The following is an 18,426-nucleotide window of genomic DNA, read 5'->3' on the forward strand; positions in this document are numbered from 1 at the left end:
GCCCGATGCGCGACGGCTACCGCCCGGCCATGCCCCGCGACGCCGGCCAAATCCGTCCGGGACGGCGGGACGGGCCCGAAATCCTCCGCCACCGCGCAAACTGGAGCAAAGCGGGCTTTGTTCGGCGCACGGGCTCGGCTATCCCGGCGCGGCGATGCCCCATCTCTATCTCGTCGACGGCTCCGGCTATATCTTCCGCGCCTATCATCGGCTGCCACCGCTCACCAACAAGCATGGCGAGCCGGTGGGCGCCGTCTATGGCTATACGACCATGCTGTGGAAGCTGGTCGACGAACTGAACAAGGCCGACGGCCCGACCCATATGGCGGTGGTGCTCGACAAGAGCGAGCACACCTTCCGCAACGAGCTGTACGACCAGTACAAGGCGCACCGCCCGCCCGCGCCCGAGGACCTGGTGCCCCAGTTCCCGATGATTCGCGACGCGACGCGCGCCTTCTCGCTGCCCTGCATCGAGGAAGCGGGCTGGGAAGCCGACGACCTGATCGCCAGCTATACCAAGGCGGCGCTGGCCCAGGGCTGGAGCGTGACCATCGTCAGCTCCGACAAGGATTTGATGCAGCTGATGACGGACCCGTCCGTCGACATGCTCGACACGATGAACAACCGGCGGCTGGGGCCCAAGGATACCGAAGAGAAGTTCGGCGTGCTCCCCGAGAAGCTGGGCGAAGTGCTGGCGCTGATGGGCGACAGCGTCGACAATGTTCCCGGCGTGAAGGGCGTCGGCCCCAAGACCGCCGCCAAGCTGATCCAGGAATTCGGCACGGTCGAGGACGTGCTGGAGGCGGCGCCTTCGATGAAGCCGTCGAAGATGCGCGACAATCTGATCGAGCATGCCGAGATGGCCCGGCTTTCGCACAAGCTGGTCCAGCTGGCGAGCGACGTGCCGCTGCCCGAGCCGCTGGAAGCGTTCGAGCTCAAGGGCATCCCGGACGCGCCGCTGCGCGCGTTCCTCGAGCATCACGGCTTCCGCACGCTGCTCAACCGGCTGTCGGCGGTGGCGGATGCGCCGGTCGAGACGCACGAGACGCCGGGCCTGGAGGAAGATCCGCCCTGCGATCACGACGGCTATGAGACCGTGGTGGACGAAGTCGCGCTCGACCGGTGGATCGCCCAGGCGCGGCACCAGGGCTGGGTGGCGGTCGACACCGAGACCACCGGGGTCGACGCCACGCGCGCGGAGCTGGTCGGCGTCTCGATGGCGCTGGCGCCGAACAAGGCCTGCTACATTCCCATCGCCCATGGCGGCACCGACATGTTCGCCGAGAAGCCGGTGCAGATCGATCGCGCCGCGGCGATCGCCAAGCTGAAGCCGCTGCTCGAGGATCCCGCCGTCCTCAAGATCGGCCACAACCTCAAATACGACCTGATCGTCCTCGGCCGCTGCGGCATCGAAGTCGCCCCTTATGACGACACGATCGTGATGAGCTTCGATCTCGATGCCGGCCTGCACGGGCACGGCATGGACGAACTGGCCGCCACTCACCTCTCGCACAGCTGCATCGCCTACAAGGACGTGGTCGGCACGGGCAAGAACCAGCTCGGCTTCGGCCAGGTCGATCTCAAGGCCGCCACCCGCTACGCCGCCGAAGATGCGGACGTGACGCTGCGGCTGTGGCGCCGCTTCAAGCCGCGGCTCGCCTATGAGGGCTCGACTCGAGTCTACGAGATGGTCGACCGGCCGCTGGTCGGCGTGATCGCGGGCATGGAGCGCGCAGGCATCAAGGTGGATGCGCAGGTGCTCCACCGGCTCTCGACCGACTTCTCGCACCAGATCGCCGCGCTGGAGGAAGAGATCCACGGGCTGGCCGGCTTCAAGTTCACCATCGGCAGCCCCAAGCAGCTGGGCGACGTGCTGTTCGACAAGATGGGGATCAAGGGCGGGCGCAAGGGCAAGTCCGGCGTCTATTCCACCGACGTGAACGAACTGGAGCGCATCGCGGCCGACAAGGATTCGCCCGGCCGCGAGATGGTGCTGAAGGTGCTCGACTGGCGCCAGCTCACCAAGCTCAAATCCACCTATACCGATGCGCTCCAGGCCCAGATCAACCCGGCGACGGGGCGCGTGCACACCAGCTACAGCCTGACCGGCGCACAGACCGGGCGGCTCTCCTCGACCGATCCCAACCTCCAGAACATCCCGATCCGCACCGAGACCGGCAGACAAATCCGGGACGCGTTCGTGGCGGAACCCGGCAATGTGATTCTTTCGGCCGACTATTCGCAGATCGAACTGCGCCTGGCCGCGCACATCGCCGACGTGCCTGCCCTGCGCGAGGCGTTCGAGCACGGCGAGGACATTCACAACCGCACCGCGATGGAGCTGTTCGGCGAAGTGAACCGCGACACGCGCGGTCGCGCCAAGACGATCAACTTCGCGATCCTCTACGGCATCTCGCGCTGGGGCCTGGCCGGCCGCCTCGACGTGACGCCGGACGAGGCACAGGCGATGATCAACCGCTATTTCGAGCGCTTCCCCGGCATCAACCGCTACATCGCCGATACGCTGAACCTGGCCAAGGAGCGCGGCTACACCACGACGCTGTTCGGCCGGAAGACGCATTTCCCCCGCCTCAAGTCGGCAAATCCGAACGAGCGCGCCGGCAGCGAGCGCGCCGCGATCAACGCGCCGATCCAGGGCACCAGCGCAGACATCATCAAGCGGGCGATGGCGCGGATGGGCCCGGCGTTGCTCGAAGCGGGCCTGCCGAACGTAAAGATGCTGCTCCAGGTGCATGACGAGCTGGTGTTCGAGCTGCCCGAGGGCGATGTGGAGGCCGCCAGGCCGGTCATCCAGCGCGTGATGGCGACCGCTGCCGAGCCCGCGGTGAAGCTCAGCGTGCCGCTGGGCGTCGAGATCGGCGTGGGCCCGAGCTGGGGCGCGGCGCATTGAGCGAGACCGTGACGGCGCTGTCGGGGGGCGAAGACATCAACGCGCTCGCCCGGGGCGGGCGGACCAACATCCTCGGCTTCGTCCTGCGCCTCGCCGCGCGCCTGCCGTTCCTGTTCATCGCCGGCCGCGCCTATGGCCCGGACATTGTCGGCCGCTATGCGATCGCAGTCCTGGTGATCGAGGTTGCGGCGCTGCTGGCCACGCTGGGCCTCAAGCGCGGGCTTGCCCAGGCGCTGGCCGATACCGATCGGCCGCATGCGCATGTCGTGTGGGATGCGATGGTGGTGGCGCTGATCGCCTCGCTGATCGCCAGCGGCGTGCTGATCCTCTTCCCCCAGGCGATGTTTCCCAACAGCCAGGTGACCGGGCTCGAGCCGCTGATCGCGCTGGTGGTGCTGTGCCCGGCGCTTTCCGACGTCGCGCTCTCGGCCTGTGCCTATCGCCACAATATCGGCGCGGCGGTGACCGCGCGGGCGATCATCGAGCCCTGGACGATCAGCATCGCCGCCTGGGCCTTTTCCTATGTCTCGGCGCGCGACGGGCTGATCTTCGCCTATGCGCTGTCGATGGTCGCGGCCCTCGCCGCTTCGATCCTGCCCTTCGTCAGGGAATATGGCCTGCCGCATGGCTGGCGGCCGCGGCCCAGCTCGATCTGGTGGCTCGCACGCGCCAACGCGCCGCTTGCCGGCGCCGATGCGATCGAATGGGCGACGCGCAATGTCGACCGCTTCATTCTCGCGCTGCTGTTCAGCCCGGCCGTGGTGGGCATCTACTATATGGCGCAGCAGGTGGCATCGGTGCCGCAGCGGCTCAAATCCAGCTTCGATCCGATCCTGGGGCCGGTCGTCACCAAGGCGCTGGCCGAGGACGACAGGGCCGCCGTCGCCAAGCAGGTGCGCCAGGTCGGCTTCTGGGTGACGAGCGCGCAGGCGGCGCTGGCGGTGATGTTCTCGCTCCCGGCCGAGGGCGTGATGGGCCTGATCGGCAAGGAGTTCGTGATCGGCGCCGGCGCGCTGTGCATCCTGCTCGTCGCCGAAGTGCTCGCCTCGACCGGCGCGGTCTGCGAGACCGGCCTGGTCTATATCGCCCGCCACAAGAATCTGGCGGTCTCGGTATGCGTGCTGCTGCTGCAGATCGCGCTGAGCTTCGTGTTCGTCTTCGTCGCACGGGCGCAGGGCTGGCCCGAACCGGTCCAGGCGGCCGGACCGGCGCTGGCGCTGGCCGTGTCGCTGACCATCGGATCCGCGGTGAAGGCCGCCCTGCTCTATCGCCTCACCGGCGCGCCGGTCGTCTCGATCCGCCCGAGCTTCTTTGCCGCGATCGCGATCGCCAGCCTGGTCGGCGGCGCATTCGCCAGCCTGCCCAAGCACTATGAATGGGCCGAGCTCAGCATCGGCATGCCGGCGATCCTGGTCACCTATCTGTTCGTGATCATCAAGTTCGGCTTCGGCCCGGAGGACCGGGCATTGTTCCGCAAGATGCCGGCGGCCGGCGAAGCGACGCTGCCGACGGAAGGGAAGCTCTAGCTCCCCTTCCTTCCCCATTTAGTGCCGGAAATGCCGCATGCCGGTGAAGACCATCGCGAGGCCGGCCGCATCGGCCGCCGCGATCACGTCGTCGTCGCGGATCGAGCCGCCGGGCTGGATCACCGCCGTCGCCCCGGCCTCCACCGCGGCGAGCAGACCGTCGGCAAAGGGGAAGAAGGCATCGGAGGCGACCGCGGAGCCGATCGTGCGCGGCTGCGCCCAGCCGGCCTTGTCGGCGGCGTCCTTCGCCTTCCAGGCGGCGATGCGCGCGCTCTCCAGCCGGTTCATCTGGCCGGCGCCGATGCCGGCGGTGCTGCCGTCCCTGGCATAGACGATCGCGTTCGACTTGACGTGCTTGGCCACCGTCCAGGCGAACAGGCAGTCCGCCAGCTCCTGCTCGGTCGGCGCGCGCTTCGTCACCACTTTCAGGTCCTCGCGCGCGACGATGCCGTTGTCGCGGCTCTGGACCAGCCAGCCGCCCGCGAAGGATTTGGCCGTGAGGCCGCCGCGCGCCGGATCGGGCAGGCCCTCGGTCAGCAACAGGCGCAGATTCTTCTTCGCCTCGAACAGCGCGAGCGCCTCTTCATCGGCCCCCGGAGCGACCACGACTTCGGTGAAGATCGACGTGATCTGCTCGGCGGTGGCGCGGTCGAGCGGACGATTCACGGCAATGATTCCGCCGAACGCCGAGACGGTGTCGCAGGCAAAGGCCGCGGCATAGGCATCCGCAAGCGTCGCCGCGCTCGCCACGCCGCAGGGATTGGCGTGCTTGACGATCACGACGGTCGGCGGGCCGTCGCGGAACTCGCTGACCAGCTCGAGGGCGGCATCCGCGTCGTTGTAATTGTTGTAGCTCAGCTCCTTGCCCTGGACCTGGCGCGCCTGGCCGATGCCCTGCACATGCGGGCCGCCATGGATGTAGAAGGCTGCCTTCTGGTGCGGATTCTCGCCATAGCGCAGCTCCTGGCCGCGCTTGAGGGCAAGGTGCATCGTGTCGGGGAATTGCTCGCCCTGATCGACCACGCCGAACCAGCTGGCGATCATCGCGTCATAGGCGGCGGTGGCGGCATAGGCCTTGGCGGCGAACTTGCGCCGCTGGGCCAGCGTGGTCGTGCCGTCCGCCACCAGCGCATAGTCGGCCGGATCGGTGAGGATCGCGACACTCTCGTGGTTCTTCGCCGCGGAGCGCACCATCGAGGGGCCGCCGATGTCGATATTCTCGATGATCGTGTCGCGGTTCGCGCCGCGCGCCACCGTCTCGGCAAAGGGATAGAGATTGACCACGACGAGATCGATCGGGGCGATCTCGTGCTCGGCCATCGACGTCTCATGGTCCTCGTTGCCGCGAATCGCGAGCAGGCCGCCATGCACCTTGGGATGCAGCGTCTTCACGCGTCCGTCCATCATCTCGGGAAAGCCCGTGAGGTCGGAGATGTCGCGAACCGCGAGCCCGGCATTGCGGAGCGCGGTGGCGGTGCCCCCGGTCGAGACGAGCTCGACTCCCTGCGCCGCCAGCGCCTGTGCGAGTTCGACGATCCCGGTCTTGTCGGAGACCGAGAGGAGTGCGCGCCTGATTTTCACCTGATCCATGCGGCAAGCCCCTCTACGGATCGGGGCGCCGGGCGCAACCCCTAGCGTCGTTTTCGGCTTCGCTGAATCGCGAGCGGGCCGGTGCCGCCCTACCGAAAACGACTAGTCTTCGAGTTCGACGCGCAGGCAGGGCTGGAACGCGTCGCTTTCCTCGTCGTGACGGAACCACACTTCGGTCACCCGATAGTAGCTGAAGGCGCCGTCGACTTCGATCGACAGGCTTTCGCCGGCCCGCGGCAGAAACCCGAACTCACCGACGAACAACGGCTCGCGCGCGTCCTCCTCATCGAACACTTCGACCTGCGCCATCCCGCTTCCTCCCCCGAATCAGCGGGGGAGCCCTATCACTTCGCGCGGTGGAACAGCCAGCTGACGTTTGCACCGCCCGCGAGCGATTCGCCGGTGATCACCAGTTGCTTCGTCGGCACCGGCTTGCCCGTGCCGTCGATCCAGAGCGAGTCTTCGAAGGCAAGCGCGCCGCCCTTGCAGCGGAATTGCCACAGATGCCCGCTCGGCAGGCGCAGGATCGCCGCCTGGCCGTCGGCCGTGGGCGAGATCTCGACCTGGGGCGCCAGGTGGAAGCGAATCGCGAACGGCGTGTTCGTCTTGCGTTTCCGCTTGTCGGCGGGAAGCAGCATGTCCTCGCCGCGCACGTCGCGCCCATCGCCGCCCAGTGCGATCAGCCGGCGATGGACGAAGCCCAGGCGGCGGACATAGCCGTCATGGCTCGCCTCGATCCGGCTGCCATTCTCGCTTTCGGTGCGCGCCAGCTCGACTTCCACAACGCCGCGGCCCAGCGAGCCGTCCGGGTGGATCGCCGTCGAATTGCTGTCGGCCAGCACAAGGGTGGAATGCGCGGCGGTGGTGCGCAGGCCCTCGCTCAGCGCGGCGGGAAGCGCGGCATTGGCCATGTTCGAGCCGCCGCAATTGACGACGATCCGGTGCGGCCCGTCCGAAAGCTCGAAGGCGAGCGTCGAGGCGCAGCCGCCCGCGGCCAGCCGGGCGAGCGGCGGCGGTGCCGCATCGACGATCAGCACCGTGCCGCCGGCGTTCAGCCGCTGATAGCCCCATTCGCGCGCCTGTTTGAGCGGGCGGGTGCGCACGCCCGTCGCCTCCACCGCCTGCTCGATCAGCGCGCCGGGCACGGGGGCGCTGCCCTGCCAGCTGCCCAGGCCCTTGTCGCCATGGCAGACGCCGAGCAGCGCGGTGACCATCCTGCCCAGCGCCGAGGCGACGAAAGCGGGCGGCTCGAGCCGGCGCGCCTCATAGGCGTTGGCCAGGATCGTCAGCAGCTGCACCGCATCGAGCTGGCCCCAGGGCGAGCGGCCGACGGTGCCGCCATCGTCGAACATCGACTGTTCGAGCGCGCGGCGCAGCCCGGTCTCGCCGAAGGAACGGCGCGGATCGCCGCCCGGGATCATCAGCCCGGCAGCCAGCACGCCGCACCAGGCGGCGATGCGCGGCGTGCCGAGCGGGACGCGATCGGCGGCGCGATCGAGATGGCGCGCGCCCTTGGCCAGCGCGTGGAGCACCGAGGAGCGATAGACCAGGTCGTTGGCCGAAAGGATCAGCGGCGCATGGGCAGTCCAGGCGAGGATGCGCCGGCCGACCAGGTCGGCGCGCCAGGCGGGATCGGAGACCTTGTCGCCATGCACGGCGAGCCATCGCTGCATCAGCGCCTCGGCGATCGGCGCCGCGGTGACGCGGGTGGTGACGCTGGAGAGATCGCGCAGCCAGCCGAAGCCGTGGAGATACGCGCCCATCGCCACCGACCAGTCGGGCCGGGTGAAGTCGAGCCCGGCGATCGAACGCTCTTCCCCCCGGAAACGCACCATGCCGTCGAGCAGCGCGTTGCCCCGTTCGACATCGCCGAAGAACGGGTCCTCGCCCACCGCGATCAGTTTCAGGGGGTGCCGGCCCTTCAGGCGCATATTGTGGAGCGGCGTACGCCAGGCGAGGCGCTGGAAGCGCTCGGAGATGCGCTCGGCAAGGCTGAGCCCGCGTTCCCCGCCCGTGCGGATGAGCCGCTTGCCCTGCTCGACTCCGTCGGCTCCGGAGTCGATCCTCTCATCGCTCACCCGCCTCGCAGGGCGGCGATGTTCGCCGCGTATCGACTGGGGCCGCCGGTGAAGGTGGCGGTGCCGGCGACCAGCGCATCGGCACCCGCGGCGATAGCGCGCGGGGCCGTCTCGCGGTCGATCCCGCCATCCACCTCCAGGTCGATCGCGCGGCCGCTGGCATCGATCCGCCTGCGCAGCTCGGCGATCTTGCCCAGCTGGCTCTCGATGAACTTCTGCCCGCCGAAGCCGGGGTTCACGCTCATCACCAGGATGAGGTCGATCATGTCCATGACATAGTCGACGGCGTCCACCGGCGTGGAAGGATTGAGCACCACGCCGGCGCGCTTGCCCAGGCCCTTGATCGTCTGGAGCGTGCGGTGGAGATGCGGGCCCGATTCCGGATGGACCGAGATGCAATCGGCACCGGCATCGGCAAAGGCCTGGAGCAGCGGATCCACCGGGGCGATCATCAGGTGCACGTCGAACGGCTTGGCCGTGTGCGGGCGCAACGCCTTGATCACGCCCGGGCCGATCGTGATGTTGGGCACGAAATGCCCGTCCATCACGTCGACATGGATCCAGTCGGCTCCCGCCGCGTCGATGGCGCGGATTTCCTCGCCCAGCTTGGCGAAATCGGCGGAGAGGATCGAAGGTGCGATGCGGACGGCCATGACGAATCCTTAGGCACCCCGCGATTCGCGCGCAACCTCAGCCGTTGCGGACGAGCCTCGCGATGAAGAAACCGTCCAACCCGCCGGCATCGGCAAGCGTTCCGGGGAGCAGGCGAAGGCTGCCGTCGTCGCGGGGCACCACGCCATGGGGAAGCGCCTCGGCCCGGACCGGCGCGATCGCATAGTCGGAACGCGCCTCGAGGAACGCGGCGAGCTGCGCCTCGCCCTCCTCGGGCTCGAGCGAGCAGGTCGAGAAGACGAGCGTGCCGCCGGGCTTCACCCAATCCGCGGCGCGGGCGAGGAGCCTGCCCTGCAGCTCGGCCATTTCCCGGATCAGGCTCGGACGGACGCGATGGAGCACGTCGGGATGACGGCGGAAAATGCCGGTGGCGCTGCACGGCGCATCGAGCAGGACCGCATCGGCGGGCGCCGCGGGCGCCCAGCCGAGCAGGTCCGCGGCGATCACTTCGGCGCCGAGGCCGGTGCGCTCCAGATTTTCGTGAAGTCGCGCCAGACGACTTTCGGAAATGTCGACCGCGGTCACCCGCCAACCGGCGGCGGCGAGCTGGAGCGTCTTGCCCCCCGGGGCGGCGCAGAGGTCGAGCGCGGTGCCGTTGCCCTTGCCGATCAGCCGGGCGGGGAGCGAGGCGGCGAGATCCTGTACCCACCATTCGCCCTCGGCATAGCCGGGGAGCATTGCCACCGCGCCTTTCTCGTCGAGGCGGAGATGGCCGGCGATCAGGCTGGTGCCGGGCAGGTCGGGCACGATCGCAGGGTCGCGCAGGGTCAGGTCGAGCGGCGGCGGAACCGCGATGGCACGCTCGGCATCCTCGATCGCCTGGTCGCCCCAGGCGGCGTGCCAGCGCAGCGCCACCGCATCGGGCAGGGTCGGCGGCTCGGGCAGCGTCGCACCCTGGCGGACCAGCGCACCGAACACGCCGTGCACCAGCTTGCGCGGTCCGCCATCGACGAGCGGCAGCACGGTGGCGATCGCGGCATGGCCCGGCGTGCCGAGCGCCAGCGCCTGGACGAGCGCGATGCGCAGCGCGAAACGTGCCTTGGCATCGTCGGGAAGACGCTGCTTCGTCGCCGAATCGATCAGCGCGTCGAGATCGGGGAGCCGGCGCAGCACCTCGGCGGCGATGGCATGGGCAAGGCCGCGATCATTGGGCGCAAGGCCCTGCGCCGCCGAGTCGAGCGCCTGCTCCAGCGCCAGCCCGCGCCGGAGCACCGCATCGAGCAGCCTGAGCGCGGCCCGGCGCGTGGGAACGCCGGGAGCGTCGGGCGCCTGGCGGGGAGAAGGACGGGGAGAATGGCGGCGCGGCGGCTTCACTTGACCTCGGCGTTGGGAAGGACGATCTGCTGCCTATGGCCCAGCGCCCCGCAAATGTGAAACCGCCCGCGTATCTGACGCCGAGTCCGCCGGTGCCGAAGCCCGAGCCGGCAAGGGAGACCCGGGACCCGCTCGGCCAGAATCCCACCCGCTATGGCGACTGGGAGCTGAAGGGCATCGCCGTCGATTTCTAGTCGCCCAGCGCGGCGAGCAGCTTGCGCACGGTGTTCCAGTTGCGCCCGGTATTGCCCTGGGCCAGCCTAGCCTTCTGCATCGCGGGAACCAGGGTCGAACGGCCCTGGCCCTCGGGGAAGTCGGTGAACAGTTCGCGGCCCACCACCACCATGCGCTCGGGGCCGTCATGGCTTTCCGCCAGCCGGCCGATCGCCGCCCGGTCCGGCGGCGCGCGGTGGAAGGTGACGAGGAGATAGCTGGGCCGCGCCTTCGCTTCCTCGGGGAAGGGATTGGCCTCGACCAGCTTCTCGAGATCGGCCCGGTTGCGCACGAACACTTCGGACTTGAGGCCGGTGGCGCGCTCCAGCGCGGCGTGGAGATCGCGCTCGATGGCCTCGGGCGCCGCGTCGCCGGCCTCGAACACGACATTTCCCGAGGCGAGGATCGTCTTCACCTCGGTGAAGCCCATCCCCTCGACCACGGCCTTGAGCTCCGCCGACTTGAGCTGGCGCTTGCCCAGGTTGATTCCCCGGAGCATCGCCGCCCACTTCACTGCAGCTCCTCCCGCAAGGGCCGGCTGAGCAGCTCCTCGATCACCCGGGCGACGGGCGCGCCCTCCAGCAGGTCGTTGACCGCGCGCGTGACGGGCATGTCGATCCCCGCGTCCCGCGCGGCTTCGCGCAGGACGGGCGCGGTGAAGGCGCCTTCGGCCACGGTCTTGCGGTCGGCCATCAGCGCCGCGGCCTGCTTCCCCTGGCCGAGGCCGAGACCGAGGGAGAAGTTACGCGAATTGGTGGAGGAGCAGGTGAGAACGAGATCGCCCAGGCCGGACAGGCCGGTGAGCGTCTCCGCCTGGGCGCCGCGGGCAAGGCCGAAGCGCGTCATCTCGGCAAAGCCCCGGGCGATCAGCGCGGCGCGGGCATTGAGGCCCAGGCCGGCGCCCTCCACCACGCCGCAGGCGATGGCGAGGACGTTCTTGACCGCCCCGCCGATCTCCGCGCCCACCAGATCTCCCGAGCCATAGGTGCGGAAGGCAGGCCCCGCCAGCCGCTCGGCGAGGCGGGTGCGCAGCCCCTCGTCCTCGCAGGCCAGGGTAACGGCAGTGGGTTTGCCGGCCGCGACTTCGTGGGCGAAGGTGGGACCGGAGAGCACCGCGAGCGGTGCCCGCGGGGCGACCTGATGGGCTACTTCGCCGACCAGCAGCTTGGTACCGGCCTCGATCCCCTTGGCGCAGAGGACCAGCGGCGTGTCGCCGACCGGCGTCTCGGACAGGACGGCGCGGACATGCTGGGCCGGGGCCACCACCAGCAACGCCTGCATGTCCGCAAGGTCGCCAAGTTCGCGCGTGGCGCGGATGCTCGGGCTGAGGGGCACTTGCGGAAGGAACAGATCGTTGCGGTGGCGGAGGTTCACACTCTCCACCACCTGTGCCTCGCGCGCCCAGAGCAGCACCTCCTCGCTGCCGCCCCGCGCCGCGACCTGGGCCAGGGCCGTCCCCCAGGCGCCGCCACCGATCACGCCTATCCTCATGCCTTCACTCCCGCGCCGCGAACCTTCTCCGCATCCGGATCGAGCGGCCAGCGCGCCCGCGCCGGCGTGTCGAGCGGATCGCTGAACCCCGCCAGGAACCGTTCGGCTCCCGCCCAGCCGATCATCGCCGCATTGTCGGTGCAGAGCCAGAGCGGCGGCGCGACGAAGCGCATGCCGGCTTCCGCGGCCAATCGTTCCAGGGCGCCGCGCACCGCCTTGTTCGCCGCGACGCCGCCCGCCACCACCAGCGCCGTCGCCTCCACCTTCGCCAGCGCCCGGCGCGTGCGATCGACCAGGCAATCGACCACCGCCTGCTGGAAGGACGCCGCGATATCCTCGGCATCATAGCGGCCGACCTTGCGCGCCACATCGCTCTTCAGGCCGGCGAAGGAGAAATGCGGTTCCGCCGAGCCGAGCAGCGGGCGCGGCAGCGGCACTGCCCCGGGATCGCCGCGCGCCGCCGCTTCCTCCACTGCCGGGCCGCCGGGAAAGCCGAGTCCCAGCATCTTGGCGGTCTTGTCGAACGCCTCGCCCGCGGCGTCGTCGATCGTGGTGGCGAGGCGCCGGTAGCGGCCCACGCCCTCGACGAGCAGCAACTGGCAATGGCCCCCCGAGACGAGCAGCAGCAGATAGGGAAATTCCAGATCGGGATCGGTGAGCCGCGGCGACAGGCCATGCCCCTCGAGATGGTTGACCGCGATCAGCGGCTTGCCGCCCGCCAGCGCCAGCGCCTTGCCGGCGACGAGGCCGACCATGACTCCGCCGATCAGCCCGGGGCCGGCGGTCGCCGCGACCGCGTCGACATCGGCGAGCGTGACGCCGGCTTCCGCAAAGGCGCCCTCGATCAACGGGCCCAGCGCCTCGACATGCGCGCGCGCCGCGATCTCGGGCACCACGCCGCCATAGGGGCGATGCGCCGCTTCCTGCCGCGCCAGCTTGTGCGCCAGCACCCGCCGGTCGGTGGTGACCAGTGCGGCGGCGGTTTCGTCGCAACTCGATTCGAGGCCGAGGATCAGGGCCATGTCGTTCGTTTCATACTCCGTTGTCTGCGCATCTAGGGTGTCGGGCGGCGATTGTCGAAGTTCGGGCGGCTTTTGGTTCACGCGGAGGCGCGGAGAAGAAATGGGGAGACGGGGCCGCGGCGCGGCCGGTTGCCCCATCTCCGCGTGCTCCGCGCCTCCGCGTCCGCTTCGACAAGCGGCGACCAAGCCGGTAAGGCGGCGGACATGGCCGTTTTCAAACTGGGTACCCGGGGTTCGCCGCTCGCGCTGACACAGGCGGAGATGGTGCGCGACGCGCTCGCCGCCGCGCACAGGCGGCCCGCGAGCGACTTCGAGATCGTCGTGATCCGCACCACCGGCGACAAGGTGCAGGACCGTCCGCTCGCCGAGATCGGCGGCAAGGCGCTGTGGACCAAGGAGCTCGACCGGGCGCTGCTCGCCGGCGAGATCGACGCTTCGGTCCATTCGATGAAGGACGTCGAGACGCTGCGCCCCGATATGCTCGCCATCGCCGCGATGCTGCCCCGCGCCGATGTGCGCGACCGGCTGGTCGGTGCCCCGTCGATCGCGGCGATCCCGCAGGGCGGCGTGCTGGGCACCAGTTCGCCGCGCCGGGCCGCGCAGATCCGGCGGCTGCGGCCCGATCTTTCGGTCACGCTGTTCCGCGGCAATGTCGACACGCGGCTGGCCCGGCTGGCGCAGGGCGAGGCCGATGCGACCTTGCTCGCCGCGGCCGGACTCGACCGGCTCCGGCGCCATGACGTCGGCACGCCGATCCCCACCAACATCCTCCTCCCCGCGCCGGCCCAGGGAGCAGTGGGCGTCGAGATTCGCGCCGACGATGCCCATGCCCGCGAGATGCTGCGGGCGATAGACCATGTGGAGACGCATGCCTGCATCGCCGCCGAGCGCGCGCTGCTGGCGGCGCTCAAGGCCGGCTGCCACTCGCCCGTCGCCGCGCTGGCGACGATCGCGGGCGGCATCCTGACGCTCGAGGCCGAGCTGCTCTCGGAAGACGGCGCCGCCCATGTCCATGGCGCGATCGAGGGGGCACCGCTCGACCATGCCCTGCCCGCCGCGCTTGCCCGCGACCTGCTGGCACGGGCGCCGGCAGCGGTGCGCCGATTGTTCGAGGGGTGAGCCGCCCGATCGCCGTGCTCCGGCCCGAGCCCGGCAACGGCGCGACCGCCGCGGCGATCGAGGCGGCGGGGCGGACGGCGATCCGCCTGCCCCTGTTCGCCGCCGGGCCGGTCCCCTGGCGCGCGCCCGATCCCGCGGCGTTCGACGCGCTGCTGCTGACCAGCGCCAATGCCCTGCGCCATGGCGGGCCGCAGCTGGGCGCGCTACGGGGCCTGCCCGTGCATGCCGTGGGCAGCGCGACCGCCGAGGCGGCGCGGCACGCGGGCTTCGCCATCGCTTCTGCCGGCAGGGAGGACGGGGCCGCCCTCTTGGTCGCGGCCGCAGCCGCCGGGGTGCGCCGCGCGCTGCTGCTGGGCGGACGCACGCGGATGCTTGAAGCCGGCGGCATCATCGCCCGGGCGATCACCGTCTATGCCAGCGAGCCGCTGGCGATCGCGCCCGAACAGGCGGCGCGGCTGCACGGGGCGATCGCGCTCGTCCAGTCCGCCCGGGCCGGAGCCCGGCTCGCCGAACTGGTGGCGCCCGAGCACCGCGCGACCATCGGCATCGCCGCGATCAGCGCCCGCGCGGCCGCCGCGGCCGGCCCGGGCTGGCGCCGCGTCGAGATCGCCGCGGACGTGCAGGCGGACACGCTGATCGCACTCGCCCTGCAGCTCGCCGATTGACCGGGCAGGGCCACACGGCGAATAAGGGCCCATGAGCGACGAGACCTTCGCGCCCGCGGCGCCGCGCGTGCCCTGGTGGCGCAGCGCCAGCCTGATCGGCACGATCGCCTTCGCCGGCGGAATAGGTGTGACCATCGGTGCCGTGGGACTGGCCGGCGGCCTTTCGCCGCGCGCGCCCGCACCGGCGCCCCTGCCCTCTCCCAATGCCAGCGCCCAGCCGGCAATCCCGGCGCTGCCGCCGGGCACCGACCTTGCCACGCTCAGCGCCCGCGAGACGCAGCTGGCGGGCAAGCTCGACCAGATCGAGCTGCGGCTGCGCGACGCCGATGGCAGCGCCCGCAACGCCGCTTCCTATGCGACGCGGGCCGAGCGGATGATGATCGTCCTCGCGACGCGCCGCGCGCTCGAGCGCGGCCAGCCGCTGGGGCCGCTCGAGGGCCAGCTCAAGCAGCGTTTCGGCGAGCATGACGGCGACGCGGTCGCCGCGATCCTGCGCGCCGCCGCCCAGCCGGTGACGCTGGAGGACCTGCGGCTGGCGCTCGACACGCTGGGGCCGCGCCTCGCCAACGATCCGAGCGACAGCCTGTGGAACCGGGTGCGCCGGATGCTCGGCAACCTGGTGGTGCTGCGCCAAGCCGACACGCCGAGCCCGCTGCCCGCCGAGCGGCTGCGCCGCGCCCGGCGCGCGCTCGACCGCGGCGATGTCGAGGCGGCGCTCGCCGAAGTCGCCCATATGCCCGGCGTCGCGGTTGCCGAGAGCTGGACCAGCGCCGCCCGGCGCTATGTCGCCGCCCGCACCGGGCTCGCCGAGATCGAGCGCGCCGCGATGGACGTGCCGTCGCCGGCCGCCAGGCAGGCGGGATAGCCGCACCGCATACCCCATGCCGCCATCCCGACGCGCGCCCGGAACCGGAGCCGTTAAGCGGGACGGCGGAGCAACGCCCGGCTTCTCTCTTTGCCGGGCCGACGAGAGAAGGACGAGGAAATGGCAGAGATGGGCCGGTTCGACTGGTCGGACCCCTTCGGGCTCGATGCGCAGCTGACCGACGAGGAGCGGATGGTCCGCGATGCCGCCCGCGACTATGCGCAGGGCGAGCTGCTGCCGCGCGTCACCGGCGCCTATCTGGAGGAGCGGTTCGACCGCGAGATCATGGCCGAGATGGGCGCGCTGGGCCTGCTGGGCGCGACCATCCCCGAAGCCTATGGCGGCGCCGGGCTGGGCTATGTCTCCTACGGGCTGGTCGCGCGCGAAGTGGAGCGCGTCGATTCGGGCTATCGCTCGGCGATGTCGGTGCAGAGCTCGCTCGTGATGCACCCGATCAACGCCTATGGCACCGAGGCGCAGAAGCGGAAATATCTCCCCAGGCTCGCCACCGGCGAATGGGTGGGCTGTTTCGGCCTGACCGAGCCCGATGCCGGCTCCGATCCCGGCGGCATGCGCACCCGCGCGGCAAAGATCGACGGCGGCTATCGCCTGACCGGCTCCAAGATGTGGATCACCAATTCGCCGATCGCCGACGTGTTCGTCGTCTGGGCGAAGAGCGAGGCGCATGGCGGCGGCATCAAGGGCTTCGTGCTGGAAAAGGGCATGAAGGGGCTGTCGGCGCCCAAGATCGAGGGCAAGCTCTCGCTGCGCGCCAGCATCACCGGCGAGATCGTGATGGACGGGGTGGAAGTGAGCGAGGACGCGCTGCTGCCCGAGGTGCAGGGACTGAAGGGGCCGTTCGGCTGCCTCAACCGCGCGCGCTACGGCATCGCCTGGGGCAGCATGGGCGCGGCCGAGGCCTGTTTCCACGCCGCCCGGCAATATACGCTCGACCGCGCCCAGTTCGGCAAGCCGCTGGCGGCAAACCAGCTGGTGCAGCTCAAGCTCGCCAACATGGAGACCGAGATCGCGCTCGGGCTCCAGGCGGCGCTGCGCGCGGGCCGGATGTTCGACGAGGGCATGCTCGCTCCGGAAGCGATCAGCATCATCAAGCGCAACAATTGCGGCAAGGCGCTCGACATCGCCCGCATCGCCCGCGACATGCATGGCGGCAACGGCATCTCGGCCGAATTCCATGTGATGCGCCACGCGATCAACCTCGAGACCGTCAACACCTATGAGGGCACCCATGACGTCCATGGCCTGATCCTCGGCCGCGCGATCACCGGGATCGCGGCGTTCTGATGGCGCCCGAGCGGCAGCCCATGCTGGAAGGCGCGCTGGTGGTGCTGCGCCCCAGTACCCCGGCGGACTGGGACGCGCTGTACGCCGTCGCTTCCGATCCGCTCGTCTGGGAAGTGCATCCGGCGCATGACCGCTGGCAGGAGCCGGTGTTCCGCGCCTATTTCGACGCCGGCATCGCCAGCGGCGGGGCGCTGACGATCCTCGACAAGGCGACCGGCACGGTGATCGGCGCGTCGCGCTTCGACAATTGGGACGAAGCGGCCGACGAGATCGAGATCGGCTGGACCTATCTGGCCCGCGCCTATTGGGGCGGCGTCTATAATCGCGAGATCAAGCGGCTGATGCTCGATCACATCCACCGGTTCGTGCGCACCGCGGTGTTCACCGTGGGCGCGGGGAATGTGCGTTCCCGCAGGGCGATGGAGAAGATCGGCGGCGTGGCGCGGCCAGGCACGGTCGACCGGATGATGGCGGGCGAGATGAAGCCGCACCTCATCTACGAGATCCATCGTCCATGAAGCCGCTGGCGGGAATCAGAGTCGTCGAGCTGGCGCGGATCCTCGCCGGGCCCTGGTGCGGGCAGCTGCTCGCCGATCTGGGCGCCGAAGTGGTGAAGGTCGAGCGGCCGGGCGAAGGCGACGACACCCGGCATTGGGGGCCGCCCTTCCTCCACGATGCCGAGGGCGAAAATCGCGACGCCGCCTATTTCCACGCCTGCAACCGCGGCAAGGAGAGCCGGGCGATCGACATCGCCACGCCCGAGGGGCAGGCGGCGGTGCATGCGCTGGTGGCGGACGCCGATGTGGTGATCGAGAACTACAAGGTCGGCGGGCTGGTGAAATACGGGCTCGACGCGGCTTCGCTGCGGGCGCGCCATCCCCGGCTGATCGTCTGCTCGATCACCGGCTTCGGCCAGACCGGCCCCTATGCGCCGCGCGCGGGCTATGATTTCATCATCCAGGGCATGGGCGGCTTCATGTCGCTGACCGGCGAGCCCGACGGCCCACCGGAAAAGGCGGGCATCGCCTATGCCGACATCTTCACCGGCGTCTATTCGGCGGTGGCGATCCTGGCGGCGCTGCGCCGGCGCGACGTGACCGGCGCGGGCGCGCATATCGACATGGCGCTGCTCGACACCCAGGTGGGCGTGCTCGCCAACCAGGCGCTGGGCTGGATGGCATCGGGCAAGGTGCCCCACCGGATGGGCAACGGACACGCCAATCTGGTGCCCTATCAGGCGTTCCAGGCGCGGGACGGCGAACTGATCATCGCGGTGGGCAATGATTCGCAGTTCCGCAAGCTGTGCGGGGTGCTGGGGCTCGACTATTGCGCCGATCCGCGCTTCGCGACCAATCCGCAGCGGGTGGTCAACCGCGCGGCGCTGATCCCGCTGCTGGAAGCGGCGATCCGGCAATGGGCCAAGGCCGATCTCTACGAGGCGCTGGAGGCCGAAGGCGTGCCGGCCGGGCCGATCAACAGCGTCGACGAAGTGTTCGCCGATCCGCAGGTGGTGGCGCGGGGCATGAAGATCGCGCGCGACGGCCTGCCCGGCATCGCCACGCCGATCATGATCGACGGCGAGCGCATGGCCGCCGACCGGGCCAGCCCCAGGCGGCCCTGACGCCGGCAAGCGCGGCAAGGAAGAAGGGCGGCCC

General features: G+C 70.2%; 17 protein-coding genes. 9 read left to right on the forward strand and 8 right to left on the reverse strand.

The annotated features are described in order from the left end of the window. The first annotated feature begins 154 nt into the window (after positions 1 to 154). Together polA and FHR20_RS12910 are read left to right on the forward strand one after the other, a co-directional pair. Positions 155 to 2,911 carry a DNA polymerase I gene (gene polA, locus FHR20_RS12905; protein ID WP_167300016.1) on the forward strand — a complete coding sequence of 919 codons (2,757 nt, stop codon included), beginning with the start codon at positions 155 to 157 and terminating at the stop codon, positions 2,909 to 2,911. After that, positions 2,908 to 4,437 carry a lipopolysaccharide biosynthesis protein gene (locus FHR20_RS12910; RefSeq protein ID WP_243857309.1) on the forward strand — a complete coding sequence of 510 codons (1,530 nt, stop codon included), beginning with the start codon at positions 2,908 to 2,910 and terminating at the stop codon, positions 4,435 to 4,437. Before polA ends, FHR20_RS12910 begins: the two co-directional genes overlap by 4 nt. Before the next feature lie 18 nt (positions 4,438 to 4,455). Here FHR20_RS12910 and purH read toward each other — a convergent pair whose 3' ends face one another. The 5 genes from purH to FHR20_RS12935 all read right to left on the reverse strand — a co-directional run bounded on the left by purH (position 4,456) and on the right by FHR20_RS12935 (position 10,091). Continuing rightward, a complete protein-coding gene (purH, locus tag FHR20_RS12915; RefSeq protein ID WP_167300017.1) occupies positions 4,456 to 6,027 on the reverse strand; it encodes a bifunctional phosphoribosylaminoimidazolecarboxamide formyltransferase/IMP cyclohydrolase in 1,572 nt (523 codons plus the stop codon). 102 nt (positions 6,028 to 6,129) lie between these two features. Next, positions 6,130 to 6,336: a hypothetical protein gene (locus FHR20_RS12920; protein ID WP_167300018.1), complete on the reverse strand. Its 207-nt coding sequence runs from the start codon at positions 6,334 to 6,336 to the stop codon at positions 6,130 to 6,132. 35 nt (positions 6,337 to 6,371) lie between these two features. Further along, positions 6,372 to 8,105 carry a heparinase II/III domain-containing protein gene (locus FHR20_RS12925; protein WP_167300019.1) on the reverse strand — a complete coding sequence of 578 codons (1,734 nt, stop codon included), beginning with the start codon at positions 8,103 to 8,105 and terminating at the stop codon, positions 6,372 to 6,374. Next, a complete protein-coding gene (gene rpe, locus FHR20_RS12930; protein WP_086127823.1) occupies positions 8,102 to 8,758 on the reverse strand; it encodes a ribulose-phosphate 3-epimerase in 657 nt (218 codons plus the stop codon). The genes FHR20_RS12925 and rpe overlap by 4 nt, the downstream gene beginning before the upstream one ends. Before the next feature lie 37 nt (positions 8,759 to 8,795). Further along, on the reverse strand, positions 8,796 to 10,091 hold the full coding sequence (locus FHR20_RS12935; RefSeq protein ID WP_167300020.1) for a transcription antitermination factor NusB: 1,296 nt from the start codon (positions 10,089 to 10,091) through the stop codon (positions 8,796 to 8,798). 35 nt (positions 10,092 to 10,126) lie between these two features. Here FHR20_RS12935 and FHR20_RS12940 point away from each other — a divergent pair, with 35 nt between their 5' ends. Then, the gene (locus FHR20_RS12940) at positions 10,127 to 10,285 is read left to right on the forward strand and encodes a DUF1674 domain-containing protein (RefSeq protein ID WP_167300021.1); all 159 of its coding nucleotides are present in this window, start codon (positions 10,127 to 10,129) and stop codon (positions 10,283 to 10,285) included. Here FHR20_RS12940 and FHR20_RS12945 read toward each other — a convergent pair. The 3 genes from FHR20_RS12945 to tsaD are packed head-to-tail and all read right to left on the reverse strand — an operon-like array spanning position 10,282 to position 12,817. Further along, positions 10,282 to 10,818: a DUF1697 domain-containing protein gene (locus tag FHR20_RS12945; RefSeq protein WP_167300022.1), complete on the reverse strand. Its 537-nt coding sequence runs from the start codon at positions 10,816 to 10,818 to the stop codon at positions 10,282 to 10,284. The two genes, FHR20_RS12940 and FHR20_RS12945, sit on opposite strands and share 4 nt — an antisense overlap. After that, positions 10,815 to 11,795: an NAD(P)H-dependent glycerol-3-phosphate dehydrogenase gene (locus FHR20_RS12950; RefSeq protein ID WP_167300023.1), complete on the reverse strand. Its 981-nt coding sequence runs from the start codon at positions 11,793 to 11,795 to the stop codon at positions 10,815 to 10,817. Before FHR20_RS12950 ends, FHR20_RS12945 begins: the two co-directional genes overlap by 4 nt. Then, entirely contained in the window at positions 11,792 to 12,817 is a 1,026-nt protein-coding gene (gene tsaD, locus FHR20_RS12955) for a tRNA (adenosine(37)-N6)-threonylcarbamoyltransferase complex transferase subunit TsaD (protein WP_167300024.1), read from the reverse strand. The genes FHR20_RS12950 and tsaD overlap by 4 nt, the downstream gene beginning before the upstream one ends. Positions 12,818 to 13,021: 204 nt before the next feature. Here tsaD and hemC point away from each other — a divergent pair, with 204 nt between their 5' ends. The 6 genes from hemC to FHR20_RS12985 all read left to right on the forward strand — a co-directional run bounded on the left by hemC (position 13,022) and on the right by FHR20_RS12985 (position 18,392). Then, a complete protein-coding gene (gene hemC, locus FHR20_RS12960; RefSeq protein WP_167300025.1) occupies positions 13,022 to 13,936 on the forward strand; it encodes a hydroxymethylbilane synthase in 915 nt (304 codons plus the stop codon). Continuing rightward, positions 13,933 to 14,601, forward strand: coding sequence for a uroporphyrinogen-III synthase (locus FHR20_RS12965; RefSeq protein WP_167300026.1), 669 nt, complete (start codon positions 13,933 to 13,935; stop codon positions 14,599 to 14,601). Before hemC ends, FHR20_RS12965 begins: the two co-directional genes overlap by 4 nt. A 31-nt stretch (positions 14,602 to 14,632) precedes the next feature. Beyond that, the gene (locus tag FHR20_RS12970) at positions 14,633 to 15,466 is read left to right on the forward strand and encodes a hypothetical protein (protein ID WP_167300027.1); all 834 of its coding nucleotides are present in this window, start codon (positions 14,633 to 14,635) and stop codon (positions 15,464 to 15,466) included. 120 nt (positions 15,467 to 15,586) lie between these two features. Beyond that, complete coding sequence (locus FHR20_RS12975; protein ID WP_167300028.1) at positions 15,587 to 16,771, forward strand: acyl-CoA dehydrogenase; 1,185 nt, start codon at positions 15,587 to 15,589, stop codon at positions 16,769 to 16,771. Beyond that, positions 16,771 to 17,289: a GNAT family N-acetyltransferase gene (locus FHR20_RS12980; RefSeq protein WP_167300029.1), complete on the forward strand. Its 519-nt coding sequence runs from the start codon at positions 16,771 to 16,773 to the stop codon at positions 17,287 to 17,289. Before FHR20_RS12975 ends, FHR20_RS12980 begins: the two co-directional genes overlap by 1 nt. Further along, positions 17,286 to 18,392, forward strand: a complete 1,107-nt coding sequence (locus tag FHR20_RS12985; protein ID WP_167300030.1) for a CaiB/BaiF CoA transferase family protein — start codon at positions 17,286 to 17,288, stop codon at positions 18,390 to 18,392. The genes FHR20_RS12980 and FHR20_RS12985 overlap by 4 nt, the downstream gene beginning before the upstream one ends. The last annotated feature ends 34 nt before the right edge of the window (positions 18,393 to 18,426 follow it).

This window comes from Sphingomonas leidyi, assembly GCF_011761945.1.
Lineage (GTDB): Bacteria > Pseudomonadota > Alphaproteobacteria > Sphingomonadales > Sphingomonadaceae > Sphingomonas > Sphingomonas leidyi.

Coding starts and splice junctions, on each gene's coding strand:
- FHR20_RS12940 (WP_167300021.1), top strand. CDS start 10,127: ATGGCCCAGCGCCCCGCAAATGTGAAACCGCCCGCGTATCTGACGCCG.
- FHR20_RS12970 (WP_167300027.1), top strand. CDS start 14,633: ATGAGCGACGAGACCTTCGCGCCCGCGGCGCCGCGCGTGCCCTGGTGG.
- FHR20_RS12920 (WP_167300018.1), bottom strand. CDS start 6,336: ATGGCGCAGGTCGAAGTGTTCGATGAGGAGGACGCGCGCGAGCCGTTG.
- FHR20_RS12975 (WP_167300028.1), top strand. CDS start 15,587: ATGGCAGAGATGGGCCGGTTCGACTGGTCGGACCCCTTCGGGCTCGAT.
- FHR20_RS12950 (WP_167300023.1), bottom strand. CDS start 11,795: ATGAGGATAGGCGTGATCGGTGGCGGCGCCTGGGGGACGGCCCTGGCC.
- polA (WP_167300016.1), top strand. CDS start 155: ATGCCCCATCTCTATCTCGTCGACGGCTCCGGCTATATCTTCCGCGCC.
- FHR20_RS12985 (WP_167300030.1), top strand. CDS start 17,286: ATGAAGCCGCTGGCGGGAATCAGAGTCGTCGAGCTGGCGCGGATCCTC.
- FHR20_RS12980 (WP_167300029.1), top strand. CDS start 16,771: ATGGCGCCCGAGCGGCAGCCCATGCTGGAAGGCGCGCTGGTGGTGCTG.
- rpe (WP_086127823.1), bottom strand. CDS start 8,758: ATGGCCGTCCGCATCGCACCTTCGATCCTCTCCGCCGATTTCGCCAAG.
- hemC (WP_167300025.1), top strand. CDS start 13,022: ATGGCCGTTTTCAAACTGGGTACCCGGGGTTCGCCGCTCGCGCTGACA.
- purH (WP_167300017.1), bottom strand. CDS start 6,027: ATGGATCAGGTGAAAATCAGGCGCGCACTCCTCTCGGTCTCCGACAAG.
- tsaD (WP_167300024.1), bottom strand. CDS start 12,817: ATGGCCCTGATCCTCGGCCTCGAATCGAGTTGCGACGAAACCGCCGCC.